The organism is Luteibacter pinisoli, from assembly GCF_006385595.1.
In the GTDB taxonomy this organism is placed as follows: domain Bacteria; phylum Pseudomonadota; class Gammaproteobacteria; order Xanthomonadales; family Rhodanobacteraceae; genus Luteibacter; species Luteibacter pinisoli.
The window spans coordinates 4,355,001-4,375,787 of sequence record NZ_CP041046.1 but is presented as its reverse complement, the minus strand read 5'-3'; the positions used below and the strand labels follow the sequence as shown (position 1 = coordinate 4,375,787).

General features: G+C 67.8%; 21 protein-coding genes (1 of these 21 cut by a window edge). 9 read left to right on the top strand and 12 right to left on the bottom strand.

The features are described 5' to 3' along the window. Positions 1-24: 24 nt before the first annotated feature. From FIV34_RS19805 to FIV34_RS19790, 4 genes are all read right to left on the bottom strand, one after another. Positions 25-579, bottom strand: coding sequence for a YceI family protein (locus tag FIV34_RS19805; RefSeq protein WP_139985201.1), 555 nt, complete (start codon positions 577-579; stop codon positions 25-27). Positions 580-600: 21 nt separating this feature from the next. Continuing rightward, positions 601-1,068 carry a SixA phosphatase family protein gene (locus FIV34_RS19800; RefSeq protein ID WP_139985200.1) on the bottom strand — a complete coding sequence of 156 codons (468 nt, stop codon included), beginning with the start codon at positions 1,066-1,068 and terminating at the stop codon, positions 601-603. 64 nt (positions 1,069-1,132) lie between these two features. After that, complete coding sequence (locus FIV34_RS19795; protein WP_139985199.1) at positions 1,133-1,765, bottom strand: ParA family protein; 633 nt, start codon at positions 1,763-1,765, stop codon at positions 1,133-1,135. A 50-nt stretch (positions 1,766-1,815) separates the two neighbouring features. Beyond that, on the bottom strand, positions 1,816-2,013 hold the full coding sequence (locus FIV34_RS19790; protein WP_139985198.1) for an antitermination protein NusB: 198 nt from the start codon (positions 2,011-2,013) through the stop codon (positions 1,816-1,818). A gap of 151 nt (positions 2,014-2,164) precedes the next feature. Here FIV34_RS19790 and FIV34_RS19785 point away from each other — a divergent pair, with 151 nt between their 5' ends. Then, on the top strand, positions 2,165-3,211 hold the full coding sequence (locus FIV34_RS19785) for a hypothetical protein (RefSeq protein ID WP_139985197.1): 1,047 nt from the start codon (positions 2,165-2,167) through the stop codon (positions 3,209-3,211). A gap of 49 nt (positions 3,212-3,260) precedes the next feature. Here FIV34_RS19785 and speE read toward each other — a convergent pair whose 3' ends face one another. Then, positions 3,261-4,118 carry a polyamine aminopropyltransferase gene (gene speE / locus FIV34_RS19780; RefSeq protein ID WP_139985196.1) on the bottom strand — a complete coding sequence of 286 codons (858 nt, stop codon included), beginning with the start codon at positions 4,116-4,118 and terminating at the stop codon, positions 3,261-3,263. Positions 4,119-4,427: 309 nt separating this feature from the next. On the opposite strand from speE, the gene speA reads away from it, so the two are divergent. Continuing rightward, complete coding sequence (gene speA / locus FIV34_RS19775; protein WP_139985195.1) at positions 4,428-6,314, top strand: arginine decarboxylase; 1,887 nt, start codon at positions 4,428-4,430, stop codon at positions 6,312-6,314. Continuing rightward, positions 6,311-7,171: an NAD(P)-dependent oxidoreductase gene (locus FIV34_RS19770; RefSeq protein ID WP_139985194.1), complete on the top strand. Its 861-nt coding sequence runs from the start codon at positions 6,311-6,313 to the stop codon at positions 7,169-7,171. Before speA ends, FIV34_RS19770 begins: the two co-directional genes overlap by 4 nt. Before the next feature lie 31 nt (positions 7,172-7,202). Here FIV34_RS19770 and FIV34_RS19765 read toward each other — a convergent pair whose 3' ends face one another. The 3 genes from FIV34_RS19765 to radC form a co-directional block, all read right to left on the bottom strand. Further along, a complete protein-coding gene (locus tag FIV34_RS19765; protein WP_139985193.1) occupies positions 7,203-7,964 on the bottom strand; it encodes an SPOR domain-containing protein in 762 nt (253 codons plus the stop codon). Then, positions 7,965-9,653, bottom strand: a complete 1,689-nt coding sequence (gene argS / locus FIV34_RS19760) for an arginine--tRNA ligase (protein WP_139985192.1) — start codon at positions 9,651-9,653, stop codon at positions 7,965-7,967. A 451-nt stretch (positions 9,654-10,104) separates the two neighbouring features. Then, positions 10,105-10,860: a RadC family protein gene (gene radC, locus FIV34_RS19755; RefSeq protein ID WP_139985191.1), complete on the bottom strand. Its 756-nt coding sequence runs from the start codon at positions 10,858-10,860 to the stop codon at positions 10,105-10,107. Positions 10,861-11,029: 169 nt separating this feature from the next. Here radC and coaBC point away from each other — a divergent pair, with 169 nt between their 5' ends. From coaBC to FIV34_RS19740, 3 genes are read left to right on the top strand one after another with little or no spacing between them, the layout of a single operon-like run. Then, positions 11,030-12,241 (top strand): bifunctional phosphopantothenoylcysteine decarboxylase/phosphopantothenate--cysteine ligase CoaBC, encoded by a 1,212-nt coding sequence (gene coaBC / locus FIV34_RS19750; protein WP_139985190.1) that lies wholly within the window; start codon positions 11,030-11,032, stop codon positions 12,239-12,241. Beyond that, the gene (dut, locus tag FIV34_RS19745) at positions 12,238-12,693 is read left to right on the top strand and encodes a dUTP diphosphatase (protein ID WP_139985189.1); all 456 of its coding nucleotides are present in this window, start codon (positions 12,238-12,240) and stop codon (positions 12,691-12,693) included. Before coaBC ends, dut begins: the two co-directional genes overlap by 4 nt. A gap of 24 nt (positions 12,694-12,717) precedes the next feature. Beyond that, entirely contained in the window at positions 12,718-15,078 is a 2,361-nt protein-coding gene (locus FIV34_RS19740) for a phosphomannomutase/phosphoglucomutase (RefSeq protein ID WP_139985188.1), read from the top strand. A 13-nt stretch (positions 15,079-15,091) separates the two neighbouring features. On the opposite strand, the gene FIV34_RS19735 is transcribed toward FIV34_RS19740, so the two are convergent. Beyond that, a complete protein-coding gene (locus tag FIV34_RS19735) occupies positions 15,092-15,742 on the bottom strand; it encodes a DUF4124 domain-containing protein (RefSeq protein WP_246058694.1) in 651 nt (216 codons plus the stop codon). Positions 15,743-15,842: 100 nt separating this feature from the next. Next, complete coding sequence (gene pyrE / locus FIV34_RS19730) at positions 15,843-16,490, bottom strand: orotate phosphoribosyltransferase (RefSeq protein ID WP_139985187.1); 648 nt, start codon at positions 16,488-16,490, stop codon at positions 15,843-15,845. A gap of 100 nt (positions 16,491-16,590) precedes the next feature. Between pyrE and FIV34_RS19725 the strand changes: the two genes are divergently transcribed. From FIV34_RS19725 to FIV34_RS19715, 3 genes are all read left to right on the top strand, one after another. Then, a complete protein-coding gene (locus tag FIV34_RS19725; RefSeq protein ID WP_139985186.1) occupies positions 16,591-17,361 on the top strand; it encodes an exodeoxyribonuclease III in 771 nt (256 codons plus the stop codon). Then, a complete protein-coding gene (locus FIV34_RS19720) occupies positions 17,358-18,659 on the top strand; it encodes an AmpG family muropeptide MFS transporter (RefSeq protein WP_425462902.1) in 1,302 nt (433 codons plus the stop codon). Before FIV34_RS19725 ends, FIV34_RS19720 begins: the two co-directional genes overlap by 4 nt. An 82-nt stretch (positions 18,660-18,741) precedes the next feature. Then, on the top strand, positions 18,742-19,056 hold the full coding sequence (locus FIV34_RS19715; protein WP_139985185.1) for a ribbon-helix-helix protein, CopG family: 315 nt from the start codon (positions 18,742-18,744) through the stop codon (positions 19,054-19,056). A gap of 2 nt (positions 19,057-19,058) precedes the next feature. On the opposite strand, the gene FIV34_RS19710 is transcribed toward FIV34_RS19715, so the two are convergent. Further along, positions 19,059-20,177, bottom strand: coding sequence for an anhydro-N-acetylmuramic acid kinase (locus FIV34_RS19710; protein ID WP_139985184.1), 1,119 nt, complete (start codon positions 20,175-20,177; stop codon positions 19,059-19,061). Between the two features lie 2 nt (positions 20,178-20,179). Then, positions 20,180-20,787, bottom strand: the 3' portion of a protein-coding gene (locus tag FIV34_RS19705) for an OapA family protein (protein WP_139985183.1). The gene runs 871 nt beyond the window's last position; the window shows 608 of its 1,479 coding nt (coding positions 872-1,479); its start codon lies beyond the right edge, outside the window; the stop codon is at positions 20,180-20,182.

The window sequence follows — 20,787 nt, the reverse complement described above, 5'->3', positions numbered from 1 at the left end:
GTGAGCCGTGCGCGCGCCGTGGGCTTACATTGCCTCGATAACTATGGCCATGCCGAGGTTCACGCGGTCTGACAACGCGCCGCGGCGGCCAAGCATCCCGAAATCCGTGCGGTCGATGATGCCCTGCAGCTGCAGGACGCAGCCGGCCATGGACTCGGGCGGGCAGCGGTTGGCCAGGAGCCGGAAGGTGACCGGACGGGTGACGCCGCGGATGGTCAGCTCGCCGGTGACTTCGCCACCATGGCTGAGCAGGACCAGCGGCGTGGCCTGGGAAACGAAGTGGATGCGCGGGTGGTGTTCCGCATCGAAGAACTCCGGCGCCAGCACCCAGCGGCGCAGGCGCGCGGATTCCATCTGGATGTTCTCGGTGTCGATGTCGGCCCGGACCACCGCCGTGGCGGTGGCCGGATCGGTGGTGAGATCCCCGCGGATGCCCTGGAAGCTGCCTGCGACCGAAGTGACCCAGAGCAGGCGCACGCTGAACTCGGCCTTGGAGCGCACCGGATCGATGCGCAGTTCAGCGGCGTACAAAGGCGCCGCTGAGAGGAGCAGGGCGATCGCCGACAGCAGGAGGCGCATCAGGAAGCTCGACGGGTAAGACTAGTTGGGTGGAGACCAGAAGGTTTCGAGCTTGGCCTTGCCGGGCTCGAGCTTGTCGCCGATGGACAGGCGGGCCATGCCACCGGGCGGCATGCCGCGGTAATCCTCGGAGCGACCTTCGACGAGGAAGGCTACCAGCTGCTCGATGCCGGGATTGTGACCGACGAGGACGACACGCTCGGCGTCGCTCTGCTCATCGAGGAGGTCGTACAGGTCACCCACGGTGGCGTCGTAGATGGCGGGTTCGAACTGGGGCTCGACCTGGCCCAGCGCCAGCGCCGCGGTTTCGCGGGTGCGCTCGGATGGGGAGCAGAGGATGCGGTCGTAATGGACGTCGTGGCTGGCGAGCCACTCGCCGGCGGCGCGGGCTTCGTTCTTGCCGTGCTGGGTGAGTTTTCGCTCGCGGTCGTCTTTACCTGCCGTGGCGGTTTCCGCCTCGGCATGACGCAGGAGAATGAGTTCGCGCATGGGTACAGCCCTCCGCTAAGGCCACGTATCGTGGCGTGATGCTTGCTCGCGGTTGCCCTTACGCTCAGGTGCTTCGCTTTATCCAGCGAAGAAGTTTCGCCCAGTCGTCCTGGTGTCCGCGCACGTTTTCCGAGTGATAGTCGAAGATGCCCTTACCGAGCGCCGTGAGCAAGACGTAAGCCTGCGAATCACGTAACTCGGCCACCACCGGGAAGGGCGATTGTCCGGCAAGATCGGCCATGGCTTGCTGGCTGGCGTTCGTCCACGGCTTCAGGCGATTGCCGACCAGGGCCACGGGCAGCTTGCCACGCTTTACCCGGGGGATGCCTTGCAGGATCTTGAGGAAATCCATGGTCGCGTCGAGGTCGAAGGACGACGGCAGAACGGGGACCAGGATGACATCGGCCTTGTCGAGGTAAGGCTCCATGTCCTTTTCGTCGACGCCGGCGGGGGTATCGACGATCACCCGCTGGATATCGTCGGAGAGACGGTCGAAGGCGCGGCGGCTACCTTCGATGGCGGTGACGCCGGGGACGTTCTCAGGGCGGCGGCCGGCCCAGCGCAGGCTGGAGTGTTGCCGGTCCGCATCGATGATGGCCGTGTGCTTGCCGGCCTGTGCCCAATGGGTCGCGAGCTGGGTCACCAGCGTCGTCTTGCCGCAACCACCCTTGCTGCTAGCCACGAGCGTCGTAAGCATCCGCGAGCACCTGCCATGGGGAGGTGCCTAGCCTACACAGGGTGAGTGGATCAAAACAGCTTCGTACGAACCTTGGGCATAACGACCAAGATCAGGGTGCCGATGGGGCCCAGGATGAGGGAGAGCAGCCACCAGACCAGGCCGCTGCGGTTCTTGCCCTGGGCCAGGCCGGCGTTGATCAGCGAGAGGGTGCCCCAGCCGACGAAGAAACCAGCACGTTCACTGGCGAAGATGGCGAATTGGTCCATTGCAAGCTCCTGTTCTATCGCAGGATGGAGGCATGTCCACCCAGCGTCGCCCCCGATGGTAACAACGTCGAGCGTTTGTGAAACCGAGGGGCCGTAGCTTCCGTTCATCCTGCGGCCGTATCCTTGTTCTTTTATTTCACGGAGATGTCGCATGCGGGGACGCCGCGCCGTAACCCTGGCCCTTGCCGGGCTGCTTTCCCTGCCTGCGCTGGCCGCCACCCCCTGGCCGGGTGCCGCCAAGGGGCCGACCAAGGCTGACGCCAAGGCCCAGAAGGACCAGACCAAGGCCCTGCTCCAGTTCCAGAAGGACCTGGCCAGCGTGCTGGCGCTGCGCACCGAGGCCGAGCCGCTGCTGGGCGCCGCCTTGCTGGCCCGCCCGCTGCCCAGCCCGCCCGAGGTGCTCAGCTACCACGCCCTGCTCGAGCGCGCCTCGCGCAATGCCGACGCCGGCCCCCGGGTGACCTGGGCGAGCCTGGCCGATTGCAATGCGAAGACCGATGGCGCCTGCCCCAACGCGGACGCCGTCACCCAGCTGCAGACCCAGGCCCCGGATAACGCCGCGGTGTGGATGCTCAAGCTGGGTATCGACGACCACAAGGGCGATGCCGCCGCCGCCCGCGCCGACCTGGCCAAGGCCGCCAACGCCAAGGTTTACGATGATTACCTCGGCGCCAGCCTGAAGGCGCTGGCCACCTCGGTGAGCCAGCTGCCCCCGCCGCCGGACACCTTCAACGCCCTGCAGGGTTCCGGCGCCGCCGGCGTGCAGATGGTGATCGTGTTTGGCCTGGCCAGCGCGCAGCCGCTGCCTTCGTTCCAGTCCACGGCGCGCTTCTGCGAGACCAACAAGGAAAACGGCGCGATCGTCGCCGACTGCCTGAAGCTGGCCAAGGTGCTGGAATGGGGTAGCAGCCCGCTCGGCCGCTCCCTCGGCCTGCATCTGCGCGAGACCCTGTCGACGGATGCCGCCGACCAGCAGTCCGCGAAGGCGGCGCGCCTCAACCTCGTGTGGCAGATGCAGCGCTTCGCCCAGCTCAACGTCCAGGCCCAGGGCGACCGCGCCACGGCGCTGAAGCTGCTGATGCTGGCGCGCAGCGGCGGCACCGAGATGAGCGTGGTGCTGGCCTCGTTGCGAGCCTACGGCATGCCGGCCGAGGCGCCCGCCGACTGGTCACCTGCCCACGTCGAAAACGGGAAATAAAAAAAAGGGCGCCCAAGGGCGCCCTTTTTTCGTTCGTCGTCGACGTTCTTTATTCGCCCAACGCCTCGCGCATGAATTCCGGCTGGGCGAGGGCGCCCTTGTGGATGTCAGCGTTATAGTACTTGGTCGGGAAGCCCTTGCTGATGGCGCCGCGCTCGCGGAAGCCGGACAGGTCGCCATCCTTGCGGGCCATGGTGCAGCTCCACCAGCCGGTGGGGTAGCACGGCTGCGGGAAGGGCAGCGTGCGCACGGCCTTGAAGCCGGCGGTACGCATGGCCGAGCGCATCGACTTGATCAGCTCGATGTGGGCGATCGGCGATTCCGACTGCTGGACCAGGATGCCGCCGTGGCGCAGGGCCTTGAAGCAGCTGGCGTAGAAGGCGGCGTTGAACAGGCCTTCGGCCGGGCCCACCGGGTCGGTCGAGTCGACGATGACCAGGTCGATCGATTCCGGCTCGGCTTCGGCCATGTACTTGATGCCGTCGATGAAGAGCAGCTCGGCGCGCGGGTCGTTGTTCGAATCGCACAGCTCCGGGAAGTACTCCTCGGCCAGGCGGGTGACGCGCTCGTCGATTTCCACCTGGGTGGCCTTCTCGACTTCCTCGTGCTTGAGCACCTCGCGCAGCGTGCCGCAATCGCCGCCGCCGATGACCACGACGCGCTTGGCGCGGGCGTGGGTGAACAGCGCCGGGTGGGTCATCATTTCGTGGTACAGGAAGTTGTCACGGCCGGTGAGCATGACGCAGCCGTCGATCACCATCAGGTTGCCCCAATCGGTGGTCTGGTAGATCTCGATCGTCTGGAACTCGGTCTTCTCGGCGTGCAGCAGGCGCTCGACGCGGAAACCGATGGAAGAGCCCGAAGCCTGGTGGGCTTCGGTAAACCAGCTGAGTTGCTGCTGCGACATGACGCGTGATCCTGGAAACGGGTAGGGGGTTTGAATCGACGATTGTACCGGCTCCGGGGCAAAAAGCGGCCAAGTCCCTGACCGGCTTGCGGTGTAGGCCCATCCCTACCGATACCCGGATGTCATGTGGGGCCGCTACAATAGAAGGTCAGCCGCTACCCCCGACGGGTGGCTGGCCCCGCCTGGTCTGGCCCCGCGGCGTGCGAGGCTCCCGGCCGTCCAGGCCCGTTTCAGGTCAAGGTTCGCCGCTGCGACTGTTCCGCGCCCCCTCAAGGGGACACGACAACATCACCTGGAGAACGCCTGCCCATGGCGAACTGGACCATCGATCGCGCCAAGCTGACCTACGCGATCCCCCACTGGAGCAACGGCTACGTCGACGTGGCCGCCGACGGCCACCTGCAGATGCGCCCGCGCGGCGACGAGGGCCCGGCCCTCGACCTGCCGGCCATCGTCGACCAGGCCAAGGCCGAAGGCCTGCGCCTGCCGTTGCTCATCCGCTTCCCCGATATCCTGGCCGACCGCCTGCGCCGCCTGCGCGAAGCGTTCGCCAAGGCCATCGACGATGCCGACTACGCCGGCTCGTACACGGCCATCTATCCGATCAAGGTGAACCAGCAGCGCGGCGTGGTCAGCGAGCTGGTCGCCGCCGGCGAGGAAGGCTTCGGCCTGGAAGCCGGCTCGAAGCCCGAGCTCATGGCCGTGCTGGCCTATGCCCGCCCAGGCAGCATGGTGGTCTGCAACGGTTACAAGGACCGCGAATACGTGCGCCTGGCGCTGATCGGCCGCAAGCTCGGCCTGCGCGTGCACATCGTGGTGGAGAAGCTTTCCGAGCTGGACCACGTGCTGGCCGAGGCGAAGGCGCTGGACGTGGAGCCGCTGCTCGGCGTGCGCGTGCGCCTGGCCTCCATCGGCGCCGGCAAGTGGCAGAACACCGGTGGCGACAAGGGCAAGTTCGGCCTCAGCCCCGGCCAGGTGCTGGAGCTGATTGACCGCCTGGACGCCGCGGGCCTGAAGCACACCCTGCGCCTGCAGCACTTCCACATGGGCTCGCAGATCTCCAACGTGCGCGACATCGCCGCGGGCATGCGCGAAGCCGTGCGTTACTTCATCGAGCTGCACCGCCTGGGCGTGCCCATCGATGTGGTGGACGTCGGTGGCGGCCTGGGCGTGGATTACGAAGGCACCCGTTCGCGCAGCTTCAACTCGATCAACTACAGCCTGGGCCAGTACGCCGCCAGCATCGTCCAGCCGCTGGCCGAGGCCGTGGCCGAGCACGGCATGCCGGCGCCGATCATCTTCACCGAGTCGGGCCGCGCCATGACGGCGCACCACGCGGTGATGGTGGTGAACGTGAGCGAAGTGGAAGAGGTGCCGACCGGCGCCATCGTCCCGCCGCGCGCGGAGGAGCCGTCGGTGCTGCGCCACCTGCGTGAAACCCACGCCGAGCTGGACGATCGCCCGCCGCTGGAACTGTTCCACGAGGCGCAGCATCACTTCGCCGAAGGCCAGGCGCTGTACGCGCTGGGCCAGCTGGACCTGCGCGACCGCGCCACGCTGGACGACCTGTTCTACGCCATCGCCAACGCCGTGCGCCCGCGCCTGCTGCCCGCCGAGCGCGCGCATCGCCAGGCGCTGGACGACCTGGACGAGAAGCTGGTCGACAAGTACTTCGTGAATTTCTCGGTCTTTGAATCGGTGCCGGACATCTGGGCGATCGACCAGATCTTCCCGATCGTGCCGATCAATCGCCTCGACGAAGAACCCACCCGTCGCGGCGTCATCGCGGACCTCACCTGCGATTCGGATGGGCGCATCGACCATTACGTGGATGCGGAGGGCGTGGACGTGAGCCTGCCGCTGCATTCGCTGAACGAGGGTGAGTCGTACCGCCTGGGCATCTTCATGGTCGGCGCGTACCAGGAGACCCTGGGCGACATTCACAACCTGTTCGGTGACACGGATGCCGTGAACGTGCGCGCCACCGCGTCCGGCTACGAGTTCGCGCACATCCGCCGTGGTGACACGACGGACCTGATGCTCGACTACGTGGGCTACGACGTGAAGGCGCTGCGCCAGACCTACGCCGAGCGCATCCAGGCCGCGGGCATCGGCGGCGCGCTGGCGGATGAACTTGCCGCGTCGCTCGACAAGGGCCTCACCGGCTACACCTATCTCGCGGAGACCACGCGATGACTCTGAAAGCGGCGTTTATCGGACTGGGCGCGATGGGTGCGCCCATGGCCGGGCACCTCCATGCCAAGGGCCTGCTGGCTGCCGTGGGCAACCGCACGCAGTCGCGCGCCGATGCGTTGGCGCAGGAACTGGGCGTGCAGGCGCCGGACCTCGCCACCATCGCCTCGACCTGCGATGTCATCGCCCTGTGCGTGAGCGCGGATGCCGACGTCATCGGCGTGGTCGAGGCGCTGGCGCCTTCGCTGAAGAAGGGCGCCGTGGTGGTCGATCACTCCACCGTCTCGCCGGACACGGCGAAGAAGGCGGCACGCATCATCGGCGACGCCGGCGGCCTGTTCCTCGACGCGCCGGTGTCCGGTGGTGTCGAAGGCGCGAAGAACGGCAAGCTCTCGGTGATGGTCGGCGGTGACGAGGCCACGCTGGAGAAGGCCCGTCCGGTGCTCGACGCCTATGGCGTGCGCATCACCCACATGGGCCCGGTCGGCAGCGGCCAGGCGACGAAGGCGGTGAACCAGGTGCTGGTCGCCGGCATCGCCCATGCGGTGACCGAAGGGCTGGCGCTGGGTGAAGCGCTGGGCCTGGAAGCGGATCGCCTGATTCCCACGCTGGGCGCGGGCGCGGCCGGCAACTGGTTCCTCGAGAAGCGCGGCGCCACCATGCTGCGCAACGAGTTCTCGGTGGGCTTCAAGCTGGCGCTGCTGCATAAGGACCTGGGCATCGTCCGCGGCATCGCCACGGACGCCGGCACGGACCGGACGATCATCGAACAGTCGCTGGCGGATTTCGCCCAGCTGATGTCCGAAGGCTACGGCGACGACGACATCTCCGCGCTGATCCGCCTGAAGCGGAAGAGCTGACGAAAAAAAAGGCCCCTCGCGGGGCCTTTTTTTAACCGCCTTCTTTCAGCGCGATGGCCTTGATGCCGGCCGACTGCAGCCGCTGCTGGGTGCTTTCCAGCTCGGTGGCCGACTTGAACGGCCCGAGGCGGACGCGGTTATACGTCTGCGCGCCGACCTTCACCGGCTGCACGTTGGCGATGAAACCCTGCAGCGCGAGCTTCGCCTTCAGCGATTCGGCATCCGCCGCGCTGGGGAACGCACCGACCTGCAAGAGGTAACCCGGCGTGCCCGAAGGCGCGGCCGGTGCGGCCTGCGCGGGCGTGGCGGTGACCGTCTGCGTCGTGGCCTTCGGCAGGTTCGCCGTGGCGGCGCTGACCTGTTCCTTCTGCTGCTGGGTCGCGGCGGCGGCCGCGGCAGCCTGCTGGGCAGCCTGCGCGGCCTGGGCCTGCTGTTGCTGCGCGGCGGTCTGCTGCTGGGTCTGCTGCGCCTCGGCCTTGGCCTGGGCGTGGATCTCCGCATCCGGAATGCGCACTTCCTTCTCGGAAAGCACCGAATAGAAGTCGTACGACGGCTTGCGCGGCTTCTCCGGCTCGGCCGTGTCAGCCACGCCCGGCTCGCTGGCCTTCTGCGCGGTGGCCTGCGGGTTCGGCTCGGGGCCGTCCTTCTTCATCGGCATGAAGCTGCCGCGCATGGCGAAGGCCATCAGCAGCGCACCGGCCATGATGCCGATCAGGGCCCAGCCCCAGCCCGGCATGCCGCCGGAGCTGTTGCGTACGGCCTGGCGGCCCTTGGGCTTCTTGCGTGTTGCCATTTACATGCTCTCCGGGGCGCTGATGCCCAGCAGATCCAGACCGTTCCTGAGTACCTGTTGCGTCGCCGCGACCAGGGTGAGGCGGGCGTCGCGCAGGTCGGCGTCGTCCACGATCCATTTGTGCTCGTGATAGTAGCTGTGCAGGGCGCCCGCGAGTTCGCGCAGGTATTGCGCGATCAGGTGCGGTTCCAGATTGATGCCGGCGGCTTCGACCACTTCCGGGTAGCGCGACAGTTCCACCATCAGCGCCTGCTCGTGCTCGGTATCGAGCAGGGGCAGCTTCGCCAGGCCGTTGCCGCGGTCCGTGGACAGGCCACGGTCGGCCAGTTCGCGGAACACGCGGCAGGCGCGGGCATGGGCGTACTGGATGTAGTAGACCGGGTTGTCGTTGCTCTGCGAGCGGGCCAGGTCGATGTCGAACACCAGCTGCGAGTCGGCCTTGCGCGCGATGAGGAAGTAGCGCGTGGCGTCACGGCCGGCTTCGTCGATCAGGTCGCGCAGGGTGACGTAGGAGCCGGCGCGCTTGGAGATCTTCACCTCTTCGCCGCCGCGCATCACCGTCACCATCTGGTGCAGCACGTATTCGGGCCAGTTCTTCGGGATGCCGGCGTCGAGCGCCTGCAGGCCGGCCTTCACGCGCGCCAGCGAGCCGTGGTGGTCGCTGCCCAGCTCGGTGATGGCGCGCTCGTAGCCGCGCTGCCACTTGGTGCGGTGGTAGGCGACGTCCGGCAGGAAGTAGGTGTAGGTGCCGTCGGACTTGCGCATGACGCGGTCCTTGTCGTCACCGAAATCCGTGGAGCGCAGCCACAGTGCGCCGCCTTCCTCGTAGGTGTGGCCATGGGCCACCAGCTCGCGCACCGTCTCTTCCACCTTGCCTTCGCTGTAGAGCGAGGACTCGAGGTAGTAGGTGTCGAACGAGACGCCGAAGGCCTTCAGGTCGAGATCCTGCTCGCGGCGCAGGTAGGCCACGGCGAAGCGGCGCACGTCGTCCAGGTCGTCGGCGTTGCCGGACGCGGTGACGGTTTCGCCATCGGCCTCGACGGATTCCTTCGCCAGGAACGCGCGGGCGACTTCGGCGATGTAATCGCCGCGGTAGCCGGATTCCGGCCAGCCAGCCTCGTCCGGGGCGATGCCCTTGGCGCGGCACTGGGTGGACAGGGCCAGGTTGGCGATCTGCACGCCCGCGTCGTTGTAATAGAACTCGCGGAACACCTTGTAGCCGGTGGCGTGGAGCAGGCGGCCGATGCTGTCGCCGATGGCCGCCGCGCGGCCGTGGCCTACGTGCAGGGGGCCGGTCGGGTTGGCCGACACGTACTCGACGCCCGCCGTGCGGCCACCGCCATCGCGGTTATGGCCGTAGCGGTCGGTTTCGGCCAGGGCGCGGTCGATCTCGGCGTGGAACGCCGCGGGCGCCAGGAAGAAGTTGATGAAGCCCGGGCCGGCGATCTCGACCTTGCCCACCAGCGGGGAGGCCGTGAGGGCCTCGACCAGGTCGGTGGCGATGTCGAGCGGCTTCCGGCCGGCGGCCTTGGCCATCATCATGGCGGCGTTGGTCGCGAAATCGCCGTGCTCACGGCTGCGCGTGCGCTCGATGACGAACGTCGGGGCCACGAAGTCGGACGGCAGTTTGCCGGACTCCCGCAGCGCGCCGATGGCCTGCAGGACGAGTTGTTTGAGCTCTTGTTTCACGGGCTTCGCGACACGGAGATGGAACCGGTAATCCTAGCAGAAAGGGGCTACGCGGCCTGCCGCCAGAGGCGCCCCGGTGAAGCCCACAGCCTGTGGATAACTCTGTGGGCAATACGCCACGCCGCCACCCTTCGCCGGTCGCGCGCTGCCGTGACATCGATGCGTAACAAGTCAAATCCCCAAGAATCATGCACTTGGCACGCTGACCTGCGCCGGGACAACAGCTGTGACGGCCAACTGCGAAAAACGTCCGATGTGCATAAGTCGGAATTTGCAAGTGCGCCACATACCCGGAACCGGCACGTCACAGGCCTGTCATCGCGCCCTGTCACACTTTTTTTGTGCCCGGTGTCTCCCCGGCCCAAGGCACGCACGGGTTATCGAAGCCCCTCCCTCGACGTAGGTGACCCAGGACGGCGCGAGCGGCACTCGCGCCGTCTTTTTTTTGGCCTCAGTCGCCAAGCATCCGTAGGGCGGCCATGGACATGGGCACGCCCGAGCCGACCACGATGTGGTCGAGCAACTTCACGTTAAGCAGCTCCAGGGCGTCCTTCATGGTGAGCGTCATCGACTGGTCGTCCGGGCTGGGGTTGGGATCCCCGGACGGGTGGTTGTGCACCAGGATGACATTGACCGCATGGTGGCGCAGGCAGCCGCGGATCAGTTCGCGGGGATGCAGCGTGGCCTCGTTGATCGTGCCGTGGCCGAGGATCTCAAAGCCCGTCACCTGTTGCCGGGCGTCCAGGAACAGGCAGCCGACGACCTCGTGTTCCAGGTGGCACAGCTTCGCCTTCAGGAAGGCGAAGCACTCCTCGACACTGGTGATGCAGGGCAGCGCCTCCAGGCCTTCCTCCAGGGAGCGGCGGGCCAGCTCGATCGCGGCAACGAGCCGGGCGCGCTTGACCGGGCCGACGCCGGGGACGGGCGGCAGCTCGGCCACGCCACCCAGCAGGCGGCTGAGGCTTCCCGCACCGCTGAGCAGCGCCCGCCCGGTGGCCACGGCGTCGACGCCGCGGCTGCCGTTGCCCAGCAACACCGCGAGGAGCTCGGCGTCGGACAGGGCGGCCGGCCCCTGCGCGAGCAGGCGTTCGCGGGGGCGCTCGCGGAGCGGCCACGCGGGGATGGGGTTGGACCAGGCCGCTTCGGAAGGGGCGGCATCGCGGGCCCGGGGCTTGGGTCGGGGTTCGGTGGACGGTTGGCGTGGCATCGTGCGCTTCCTTTGCGGGGGCCGTCTCGCGGCTGGGGTCCCACGTTAAGGTTGCCGGCCCGGCGCTGACGATAGAAGGATTCCGAAAAGCGCCCTGACCGGTGCCCACGCTGGTGCGTAGGTGAAATCCGTTAAGCTAACGCGTCCTGCCGCCATGCCTTGCCCTGTCATGACTCTCCGCGAGCGTCGCATCCTGATTGGCGTCACCGGCGGCATCGCTGCCTACAAGGTCTGCGAGCTGGTCCGCCGCTTGCGCGACCTCGACGCCGACGTGCGCATCGTCATGACCGAGGGCGCCACCCATTTCGTCACCCCGACCACCTTCCAGGCGCTGTCCGGCCAGCCGGTGCGGGTGAGCCTGTGGGACGAGGCGGGCGAAGCGGCCATGGGTCATATCGAACTGGCGAAATGGGCCGAGCGCGTGCTGATCGCACCGGCCAGCGCCGATACCATCGCGCGGCTGGCGCATGGCTTCGCCAACGACCTTCTTTCCACCGTGGTGCTCGCCACCGCCGCCCCGGTGTACGTGGCCCCGGCCATGAACCAGCAGATGTGGGCGAACCTGGCCGTGCAGGCCAACATCGGCACGCTGCGCGTGCGCGGGGTGCAGGTGCTGGGGCCGGCCGATGGCGACCAGGCCTGCGGCGACATCGGCTCCGGGCGCATGCTCGAGCCGCATGAACTGCGCGACATCATGGTGGCGTCGTTCGGCGAGCAGCCGCTGCGTGGCCGTCGCGTGGTGGTCAGTGCGGGCCCGACGTACGAAGACATCGACCCGGTGCGCTTCATCGGCAACCGCAGCTCCGGCCGGATGGGCTTCGCCGTGGCCGCCGCCGCGCGCGATGCCGGCGCCGACGTGACCCTGATCGCCGGCCCGGTGTCGCTGCCGACGCCGCCCGGCGTGAACCGGGTGGACGTCCGCAGCGCGCGGCAGATGCACGATGCCGTGTTGGCCGCGACCGAGGGCGCCGACATCTATATCGGTGCGGCGGCGGTGGGCGACTACCGCCCCAGCGAAACGGCCGGGCACAAGCTGAAGAAGGCCGGCGGCGAGCCGCTGCGCCTTGAGCTGACCGAAAACCCCGACATCATCGGCGCGCTGGCCGCGCTCCCCCGCCGTCCGTTCCTGGTCGGCTTTGCCGCCGAAACCCGTGACGTGGCCGGCTACGCCCGCGACAAGCTCGCGCGGAAGGGCCTGGACATGATCGCGGCCAACGAGGTGGGCGAGGGCCGGGGATTCGAAGTGGCCGACAACGCCCTGCACCTGTTCTGGGCCGACGGCGACGTGGCCCTGCCGCGTGTGGCGAAAACCGAGCTGGCGCGCCAGCTGCTGACGCACGTGGCGCACCGCTTTCTTGCTAGCCAGGGACTTCGCTCTTGATCGACATTGAACTGAAGGTGCTGGACCCCCGCCTGGGCGACAGCATCCCCCTGCCGGAACCGGCGACGGACGGCAGCGCGGGCATGGACCTGCGCGCCGCCGTGGAAGCGCCCCTCACCCTGAAACCGGGCGAAAGCGTGCTGGTGCCCACGGGCATGGCCATTCATATCGGCGACCCCGGCTGGTGCGCGCTCATCGTGCCGCGTTCCGGGCTGGGCCATAAGCAGGGCCTGGTCATGGGTAACCTGGTGGGCGTGATCGACGCGGACTACCAGGGGCCGCTGATGATTTCGGCATGGAATCGTGGAACTGCCGAATTGACCATCACACCCGGGGACCGTATTGCGCAATTATTGCTCGTGCCGGTCGGGCGGGCGCGCCTGCGCGTCGTCGACGGGTTTTCACCGTCGCGCCGGGGCGAGGGCGGTTTTGGATCCACCGGCGTTAACTGATCCTCCGAGAGGGTAAGGGGCAACATGGCTCGGAAAGCAGGAGGGGTGGGGCGGGGGCCTCGCGTCAATGCACGGCAGCTGCTCACGCTGGTGGGAGCGACCGTGCTTATCGTGTCGGGCGCGTTCTGCGCCTGGCAGGCGTGGCTGATCGCCGATGAGGAAAACGCGGCGGCCCAGGTCCGGACGGCGCAGACCGAGGTGGTCAGTGCGCTGACCACCGAGTACGCGGGCCTGCGCAAGCAGTTCCAGGGCGCGGTGGCGGATCCGACGCTGCTGGCCACGATTGATGATCGCCCCGCGGCGGCGGCCCGCCTGCGTACCCTTGTACCCGCGGCCCAGGCGGTGGAGATCTTCAGCCCGGGCCTCGACGAGGTGGTGCGCGCGAACTACCGCGAGTTTGGCTATGCCAAGGCAGCCCAGCTCATGGCGGCGCTGGGCTCGGCGGAACCGCCGTCGGCCAGCACGCAGTCGCGCGACGGCAAGCGCCAGCTGAGCGTGGTCGAGCCCGTGCAGATGAGCGGCGCCCTGCGCGCATGGGCATGGCTGGAATACCCGTTCGATGGCATCGCGACGCGTTTTTCCAGCGTCTCGCCGCATGGCGGTCGCCTCGAGCTGCGCCAGGGTGACGGCCCGGACAGCCTCATCCTGCTGGTGGATGGCAGCAATAGCGGCGATATCGAGGCCAATGGCAAGCGCATCCCTGGCACGGCGCTGTATGTCTTCGCCGCCATGCCGCACGCCTTCATCGTGATTCCGCACTCCGAGGTGCTGGCGGCGCTGCTGGCGCTGATCGGCCTGGGCGGCGGTGCCTTCCTGCTCTGGGCGCGCAGCCGTCCGGAGCCGGTGGTGGTGATGCAGCAGCCCGAAGAGGAAGAAGTGCTCGTCGCCGACGTGCAGCGGAAGCCGCGTCTTCCGCCCTCGCCGGGCATGGCCGATGGCCACCAGGAGTCCACGGCACCCCCGGCCCGGCCGAAACCCGCTCCCGCGGCCGCCCCTGTCACGGTGGACCCGGCCATCTTCCGCGCCTACGACATTCGTGGCGTGGTTGGCACGACGCTCACCGCTGACGTGGCCCGGCTGATCGGCCAGGCTGTGGGCGCGGTGATGCACGAACGCGAATTGCGCGAGATCGTCGTCGGTCGTGACGGCCGGCTATCCGGCCCTGAACTGGCCAACGCGCTGATCGACGGCCTCCGCGACGCGGGCATCGACGTCATCGACCTGGGCGTGGTGCCCACGCCCCTGGTGTATTTCGCCTGCTACCAGTTCGGGACCGGCTGCGGCGTGGCGGTGACGGGAAGCCACAACCCGGCCGATCACAACGGCTTCAAGGTGGTCATCGGCGGCGAGACCCTGGCGGAAGAAGCGGTGGCCGATCTTTATCGGCGTATCGCCGCGGGTGGCCTGCCGACCGGCGGGCACGGCAGCTGGCGCGAACAGTCCGTGGTCGACGCCTACGTGACGCGCGTGGCCGACGATGTATCCACCCAGCGCCGCCTGAAGATCGTCGTGGATGCCGGTAACGGTGCCGCCAGCGAAGTGGCCCCGCGCATCCTGGAAGAGATCGGTTGCGAAGTCGTGCCGCTGTACTGCGATGTGGACGGACGCTTCCCGAACCATCATCCGGACCCGTCCGACCCCCGCAACCTGGCGGACCTGATCGCCGCCGTGCACACGATTGGCGCGGATATCGGCATCGCGTTCGACGGCGATGGCGACCGCCTCGGCGTGGTGACGCCGGCCGGCGAGATCATCTACCCGGACCGCCTGCTGATGCTCTACGCGCAGGACGTGCTGGCGCGTAACCCGGGTGCCACGGTCATCTACGACGTGAAATGCACGGGCCACCTGCGCAAGGTGATCCAGGATGCCGCCGGCGTGCCGCTGATGTGGCGCACGGGGCATTCACTGATCAAGGCGAAGATGCGCGAGACCGGCGCGGCGCTGGCAGGCGAGATGAGCGGCCACTTCTTCTTCGCCGACAACAATCGCTGGTACGGCTTCGACGACGGCATCTATGCCGCGGCGCGCCTGATGGAAATCCTTGCGGCGGACCTGGAAGAGCGCACGCCGGCGGAGATCTTCGACGGCTTGCCGAAGAGCGTGTCCACGCCGGAGATTCGCCTGCCGATGGCCGAGGGTGCGCCGGCACGCTTCATGGAGGCCTTCCGTGCGAAGGCGTCGTTTGACGATGCGCGGCTCAGTACGCTGGATGGCATTCGTGCCGACTGGCCGGATGGCTGGGGCCTCGTCCGTGCGTCACACACGCAGCCGGCCCTGGTGTTCCGTTTCGACGCCGACAGCGCAAAGGTGCTCGATCGGGTGAAGCAGGCCTTCCGGCTGCAGCTTCACGCCGTGGACGCGAAGCTGCAGCTGCCCTTCTGAGGGAACGGCGGCCTTAGCCGCCGTTGGCGCGTGCGGCCTTGAGCTGGCGGTAGTGCTGGATATCCGCCGCCATGCCGGCCTTCGCCGAGGCTTCGGCGGCCTGCTGGCGCTGCAGGGTGGCGCGCAGACCGGCCACCGTATTGCGCTGTTCGCCGATGCGCTCGGTGAGGTACGGCGGCACCGGCTGCTTGGCGCGCTCGAGGTCGCCGGCGCGGTTGAGCAGGTCGGCGAGGGTTTTCTCCTGGCCCTGCAGGTTCAGCTGCGTGGTGTTCACGGCCTGGTGGAAGTTATCCACCTGCGACTGGCGGGCGGCGGTGTACGCCTCTTCCGTGGGGTAGGCGTTCAGGGTCTGCGCATCGTCGCGGGCCTGCTGGTCGGCCACGGCCTTCGCGGCAGCCTGCTGGTCAGCCACCTTCTTGGCGGCCGCGCGCTCGTCCGTGGTGAGCTGGCGATCGACATGGCGAACGACCATGCCCTGCGAATTCACCACGTCGTACCCGACCTTCAGGGCGTCCGACGTCAGGCTGTCGCTGAAGTACGACTGCCCGGACGCGTCCCGCCACCGATAGCGGTAGGCGCTGTTGTTCTTGTCGTTCTGAAAGGCGGTGGCGGACATGGCAGCGATCAACGCCGTCCCCGCCCAGATGTAACGCACTGCTCGCATGGTTTCCCCTCCTGAGCGGGCAGTATAGCCAGCGGCGCGCGCCGTGAACGACGCGCCCGCTGCAACCGCTTGTGGCCGCGTGACGCGGTCGTGGGTTTCGTCAGGCCTTCACGCCGTACTGCGCGCGATAGGCCACGAGGCGTTCATGTTCAGCCGCCAGTTCCGGCCGTTCGCCGGCGTACGTGAGCACGTCGGCCAGGCTGGCGATGGCGATGACCGGGATGCCGAACTGCGCGGCCACTTCCTGGGCGGCGGAAAGCTCGCCCTGGCCGCGTTCCTGGCGGTCCAGCGCGATGAGCACGCCGGCCGGCTCGGCGCCCTGCGCGCGGATCAGTTCCAGCGATTCGCGCACCGCGGTGCCGGCGGTCATCACGTCATCGACGATCAGCACCCGGCCGGTGAGCGGGGCGCCTACCAGGGTGCCGCCTTCGCCGTGGTCCTTGGCTTCCTTGCGGTTGTAGGCCCAGGGCACGTCGCGGTCCTGGGTGTCCGCCAGGGCGATAGCCGTGGCGGCGGCGAGGGCGATGCCCTTGTAGGCCGGGCCGAACAGCATGTCGAAGGCGACGCCTGAACGGACGGCGGCCGCGGCGTATGAGCGGCCGAGGCGGGCCAGCGCGGCGCCCGAATCAATCCGGCCCATATTGAAGAAGTAGGGGCTGGTGCGCCCGGACTTCAGGGTGAACTCGCCGAAGCGAAGGACGTCTCGGGCGAGCGTGAGCTCGATGAATTCGCGCTGATAATCGTGCACGGCATAGGGTCCGGTGAAAGCAAGGCGCCATGGTACCGCGAGGGGCCCGGGCACGCCCCGGTTGCTATCATGGGCGCATCGCTACCCGACACGAGATCCCATGCGCATCATTTCCCTGAATGCCAACGGCATCCGCTCGGCCGCCACCAAGGGCGTCTTCGAGTGGTTGCGCCAGCAGGACGCCGACGTGGTCTGCCTGCAGGAAACCAAGGCGCAGGAAGCGCAGCTGACCGACCCGATGTTCCGCCCGGACGGCCATCATTGCTTCTATCACGATGCCCGCAGCAAGAAGGGCTACAGCGGCGTCGCCATCTATTCGAAGCGCGAGCCGGACGAAATCCGCACGTCGCTGGGCCGCGAGGACTTCGACTGCGAGGGGCGCTACATCGAAGCGCGCTACGGCAATCTCAGCGTCGTGTCGTTCTACATCCCTTCCGGTTCGTCCGGTGACGAACGCCAGCAGTACAAGTTCCGCATCATGGAATGGCTGACACCGATCTTCCGCGAGTGGGCCGCCAGCGGCCGTGACTACGTGCTGTGCGGCGACTGGAACATCGTGCACACCAAGGACGACATCAAGAACTGGACCTCGAACCAGAAGAATTCCGGCTGCCTGCCGCAGGAGCGTGCCTGGCTGGACCTGCTGTTCAAGGAGATCGGCTGGGTCGACAGCTTCCGTGCGCTGAAGCCGGATGCCGTGGAATACACGTGGTGGTCCAACCGTGGCCAGGCCCGCGCGAACAACGTGGGTTGGCGCATCGACTACCAGATCGTGACGCCGGGGCTTCGCGATCGCCTGCGTGATTGCTCGATCTACCGCGACGAGCGCTTCTCCGACCATGCGCCGTTCACCGTGGACTACGCCGAGTGACCGAAACAGCGGTGAAGGCCCGCTACAAGGGCTGGCGTGGGCTGTTCGCCGCGTTCGCCCAGCCGGGCGCGGTGGTCATGCTGTTCCTCGGCCTGGCCTCGGGCCTGCCGTTCCTGCTGGTCGGTAATACGCTGTCGGCGTGGCTGAAGGAATCGGGCGTGGACTACGGCGCCATCGGCGTCGCCTCCTTCGTTACCTTCGCCTACAACTTCAAGTTCGTCTGGGCACCGGCGGTCGACAAGCTCTACCTTCCGCTGTTCTGCCGGCTGGGCCAGCGTCGCGGCTGGCTGCTGTTCGCCTTGCTCCTGCTTGCGGCGGGCCTGATGGGCATGGCCGCGTTCCCGCCGTCGGAATCGCTGCCGCGGTTCCTCGGGATGACCCTGCTGGCCGCGTTCGCCGGCGCCACGGTGGACATCGCCGTCGACGCCTACCGCGTGGAGATCGCCCCGCCGGAAGCGCAGGGCGCGCTCGCCGCCACGTATACGCTGGGCTATCGGCTGGGCCTGATCGCCGGTGGCGCGGGCATCCTCATCGTGGCGGACGCGCTGGGCTGGCAGAAGGGCTACATGGCCATATGCGTCCTGCTGCTCATTCCGCTGGCCACGGTGCTGGTCGCGCGCGAGCCGGAACATCGCGTGCGTGAGCGCGTGCCCTTCGCCGTGGCCGTGCAGGAAGGTTTCATCGGGCCGTTCCGTGATTTCTTCGCGCGCTTCGGCGTGGCGCTGTCGCTGGGCCTGCTGCTGTTCGTGGCGCTGTTCCGCCTGCCCGACCAGATGCTCGGCGTGATGGCCTACCCGTTCTATCTCGATGCGGGCTTCAGCAAGACGCAGATTGCCGAGGTATCGAAGGTGTACGGCGTCATCGTCGGCATCGCCGGTGCGCTGCTGGGCGGCTGGGCGGTCACCCGGTTCGAGATGCGCCGCCTGCTGGTGGTGTCCGCGATCGGCGTGGCGCTGTCCAACATGCTTTACCTGCTGATGGCGCAGAACCCGGGGCAGACCTGGGCCTTCGTCGCCACGCTGTCGGGCGACAACTTCGCCCAGGGTTTCGCCGGGCCCGTGCTCGTGGCCTTCATGTCGGGCCTGGTCAACCGCCGCTTCACCGCGACCCAGTACGCGTTGCTCAGTGCGCTGGCCAACCTGCCGGGCAAACTGCTGGGCGGGTTCTCCGGCTTCCTCGTCAAGGACGCGGGATACACCGCGTTGTTCGTGGTGAGCACGGTGTCCATCGTGCCCACCCTGATCGTCCTGGCCATCCTCTGGCGCGGCCTGCCGGCACCGGCTGCCGTGGAGGAATAGTGCGACAGGCGTATATGCGCGCCCCCGGGCAACCTGTGTAAGATTCGCCACACAGGGGGCATGCGCGAAGGAGGTTACGCACGTGCCGGATATCGTGGTACGACATATCGACGAGCAGATGGCCGAGCGGATCAAGCAGCTCGCCCGGGAACGCCGCTGGTCGATCAACGAAGTCATACTGCACGCGTTGCGGTACGGACTCGGCTTGAGCCCGGGCGACGTGTTCAGCGAGCTATTGCTTGAGCCCGGCGACATCGCGCACCTGACCGGTGCGTGGGATGCCGAGGAGCAGGCCGCGTTCCAGGAAGCGCTGTCGGCCTTGACGATGGCCTCGCCGGCGTCGCTGTCCGAAGCCGCGAAATCCTACGAGCGAGGCACCGCCGAAGAGCGGCGATAGCGTTACGGTGCGGCGTACAGGGCGCCGAGCAATCGCGGGCCAGCAGCGCCCGTGACCGCGGGCAGGTTGCCGGGTTCGCCGCGCAACCGGCGGAATGCCAGCCACGCGAAGCCCATGGCTTCCATCACGTCCGGATCGATCCCGAAATCACGGCTTGAACGCAGCGGCCGGCCTTCGAGCCGGCTCTCGATCGCATGCATCAGCGCAGCGTTGTGCACGCCGCCACCGCAGGCGATCACGTCCGTGGCATCGGCCGCATGCTGGCGGATGGCATCGGTCACCGACACCGCGCTCAGTGCAAGCAGCGTCGCCTGGACGTCTTCCGGCGGCAGCTCGGCCACGCGCGGATGCGCATCAAGCCACGCAAGATGAAAGTGCTCGCGCCCGGTGCTCTTGGGTGGCGGCAGGATGAAGTACGCATCGTCGAGCAGCTCGGCGAGCAGGTCCGGATCGACGGTGCCGGAGGCAGCGAACATGCCGTCACGGTCAAACGCCTCACCGCGATGCCGCAGGCACCACGCATCCATCAGGCCGTTGGCCGGGCCGGTATCGAAGCCGATGACGCCGCCCTCGGTCGTCAGCCGTGTGACGTTGGCGATGCCGCCCAGGTTCAACACCACGCGCGCGCCGGTGGCCGGGCGCAATACGGTGGCATGGAACGCCGGCACCAGCGGTGCGCCCTGGCCACCGGCGGCCACGTCGGCACGGCGGAAGTCGGCGACGGTGTCGATGCGCGTGCGCTCCGCGATCACCGAGGGATCGCCGATCTGCAGGGTAAACGGGTGCGATCCATCCGGGCGATGGCGAATCGTCTGGCCGTGCGAACCGATGGCGCGCACATCGCCTGCGTTCACGCCTGCCTTGGCCAGCACCGCCTGCGCGGCATCGGCGAAGGCGCGGCCGACCGCGACATCAAGGTAGCCGTAACCGTCGAGGTCGAGGCGCTGCTCGTCCTGGGCGACGGCGAGGATGCGTTCGCGCAGCGTTTCGTCCCACGGATACGTCAGCCCCGCGACAAGCGCGGGGCGGGTATCGGTGAAGCGGACCAGCGCGGCGTCGATGCCGTCCGCGCTGGTACCCGAGATAAGGCCCAGGTACAGGCCATCCGACGCGTGTGCCACGCTCAGTCGTCGCTCGAGGCGGTGGCGCCCTTGGCGCTGGCGAGCTTGTAGTTGCTATCCAGCTGGTTCAGGCGAGCCAGCTGCGGGCCGACCACTTCCTTCTTGAACTTTGCCAGCTGCGCGGCCGGAAGCGGCTCCGGCTTCGGCAGGGTGACCGACTGCGGGTCGCGCTGTACGTTGTTGACGCGGAATTCGTAATGCAGGTGCGGGCCGGTGGCCAGGCCGGTCATGCCGACGAAGCCGATGGTGGCGCCCTGGCTCACGTGCTGGCCGACGCGCAGGTTGGCGAAGCGCGACATGTGGCCGTAAGCGGTGCTGATGGTGCCGTTGTGCTGGATGACCACGAAGTTGCCGTAGCCATTCATCCAGCCGCGGAACTTGACCACGCCATCGCCGGCGGCGTGGATGGGCGTACCGGTGGGGGCGGCGTAGTCGACGCCCTTATGGGCGCGCATCTTGCCGAGGATGGGATGCATGCGGCCGGCGCTGAACTGCGACGAGATACGGGTGAAGTCGACCGGGATGCGCAGGAACGAACCGACGAGCGGGCGGCCTTCCTCGCTGAAGTAACCGATCTTGCCGTCGGCGTTCTTGAAGCGGTACGCGGTGT

Excerpts from the sequence above, each read along its gene's own strand:
- FIV34_RS19805 (WP_139985201.1), bottom strand. The coding sequence starts at position 579 with ATGCGCCTCCTGCTGTCGGCGATCGCCCTGCTCCTCTCAGCGGCGCCT.
- speA (WP_139985195.1), top strand. The coding sequence starts at position 4,428 with ATGGCGAACTGGACCATCGATCGCGCCAAGCTGACCTACGCGATCCCC.
- FIV34_RS19795 (WP_139985199.1), bottom strand. The coding sequence starts at position 1,765 with ATGCTTACGACGCTCGTGGCTAGCAGCAAGGGTGGTTGCGGCAAGACG.
- radC (WP_139985191.1), bottom strand. The coding sequence starts at position 10,860 with ATGCCACGCCAACCGTCCACCGAACCCCGACCCAAGCCCCGGGCCCGC.
- speE (WP_139985196.1), bottom strand. The coding sequence starts at position 4,118 with ATGTCGCAGCAGCAACTCAGCTGGTTTACCGAAGCCCACCAGGCTTCG.
- FIV34_RS19725 (WP_139985186.1), top strand. The coding sequence starts at position 16,591 with ATGCGCATCATTTCCCTGAATGCCAACGGCATCCGCTCGGCCGCCACC.
- FIV34_RS19770 (WP_139985194.1), top strand. The coding sequence starts at position 6,311 with ATGACTCTGAAAGCGGCGTTTATCGGACTGGGCGCGATGGGTGCGCCC.
- coaBC (WP_139985190.1), top strand. The coding sequence starts at position 11,030 with ATGACTCTCCGCGAGCGTCGCATCCTGATTGGCGTCACCGGCGGCATC.
- FIV34_RS19740 (WP_139985188.1), top strand. The coding sequence starts at position 12,718 with ATGGCTCGGAAAGCAGGAGGGGTGGGGCGGGGGCCTCGCGTCAATGCA.
- FIV34_RS19800 (WP_139985200.1), bottom strand. The coding sequence starts at position 1,068 with ATGCGCGAACTCATTCTCCTGCGTCATGCCGAGGCGGAAACCGCCACG.
- FIV34_RS19765 (WP_139985193.1), bottom strand. The coding sequence starts at position 7,964 with ATGGCAACACGCAAGAAGCCCAAGGGCCGCCAGGCCGTACGCAACAGC.
- FIV34_RS19790 (WP_139985198.1), bottom strand. The coding sequence starts at position 2,013 with ATGGACCAATTCGCCATCTTCGCCAGTGAACGTGCTGGTTTCTTCGTC.
- FIV34_RS19785 (WP_139985197.1), top strand. The coding sequence starts at position 2,165 with ATGCGGGGACGCCGCGCCGTAACCCTGGCCCTTGCCGGGCTGCTTTCC.
- FIV34_RS19735 (WP_246058694.1), bottom strand. The coding sequence starts at position 15,742 with ATGCGAGCAGTGCGTTACATCTGGGCGGGGACGGCGTTGATCGCTGCC.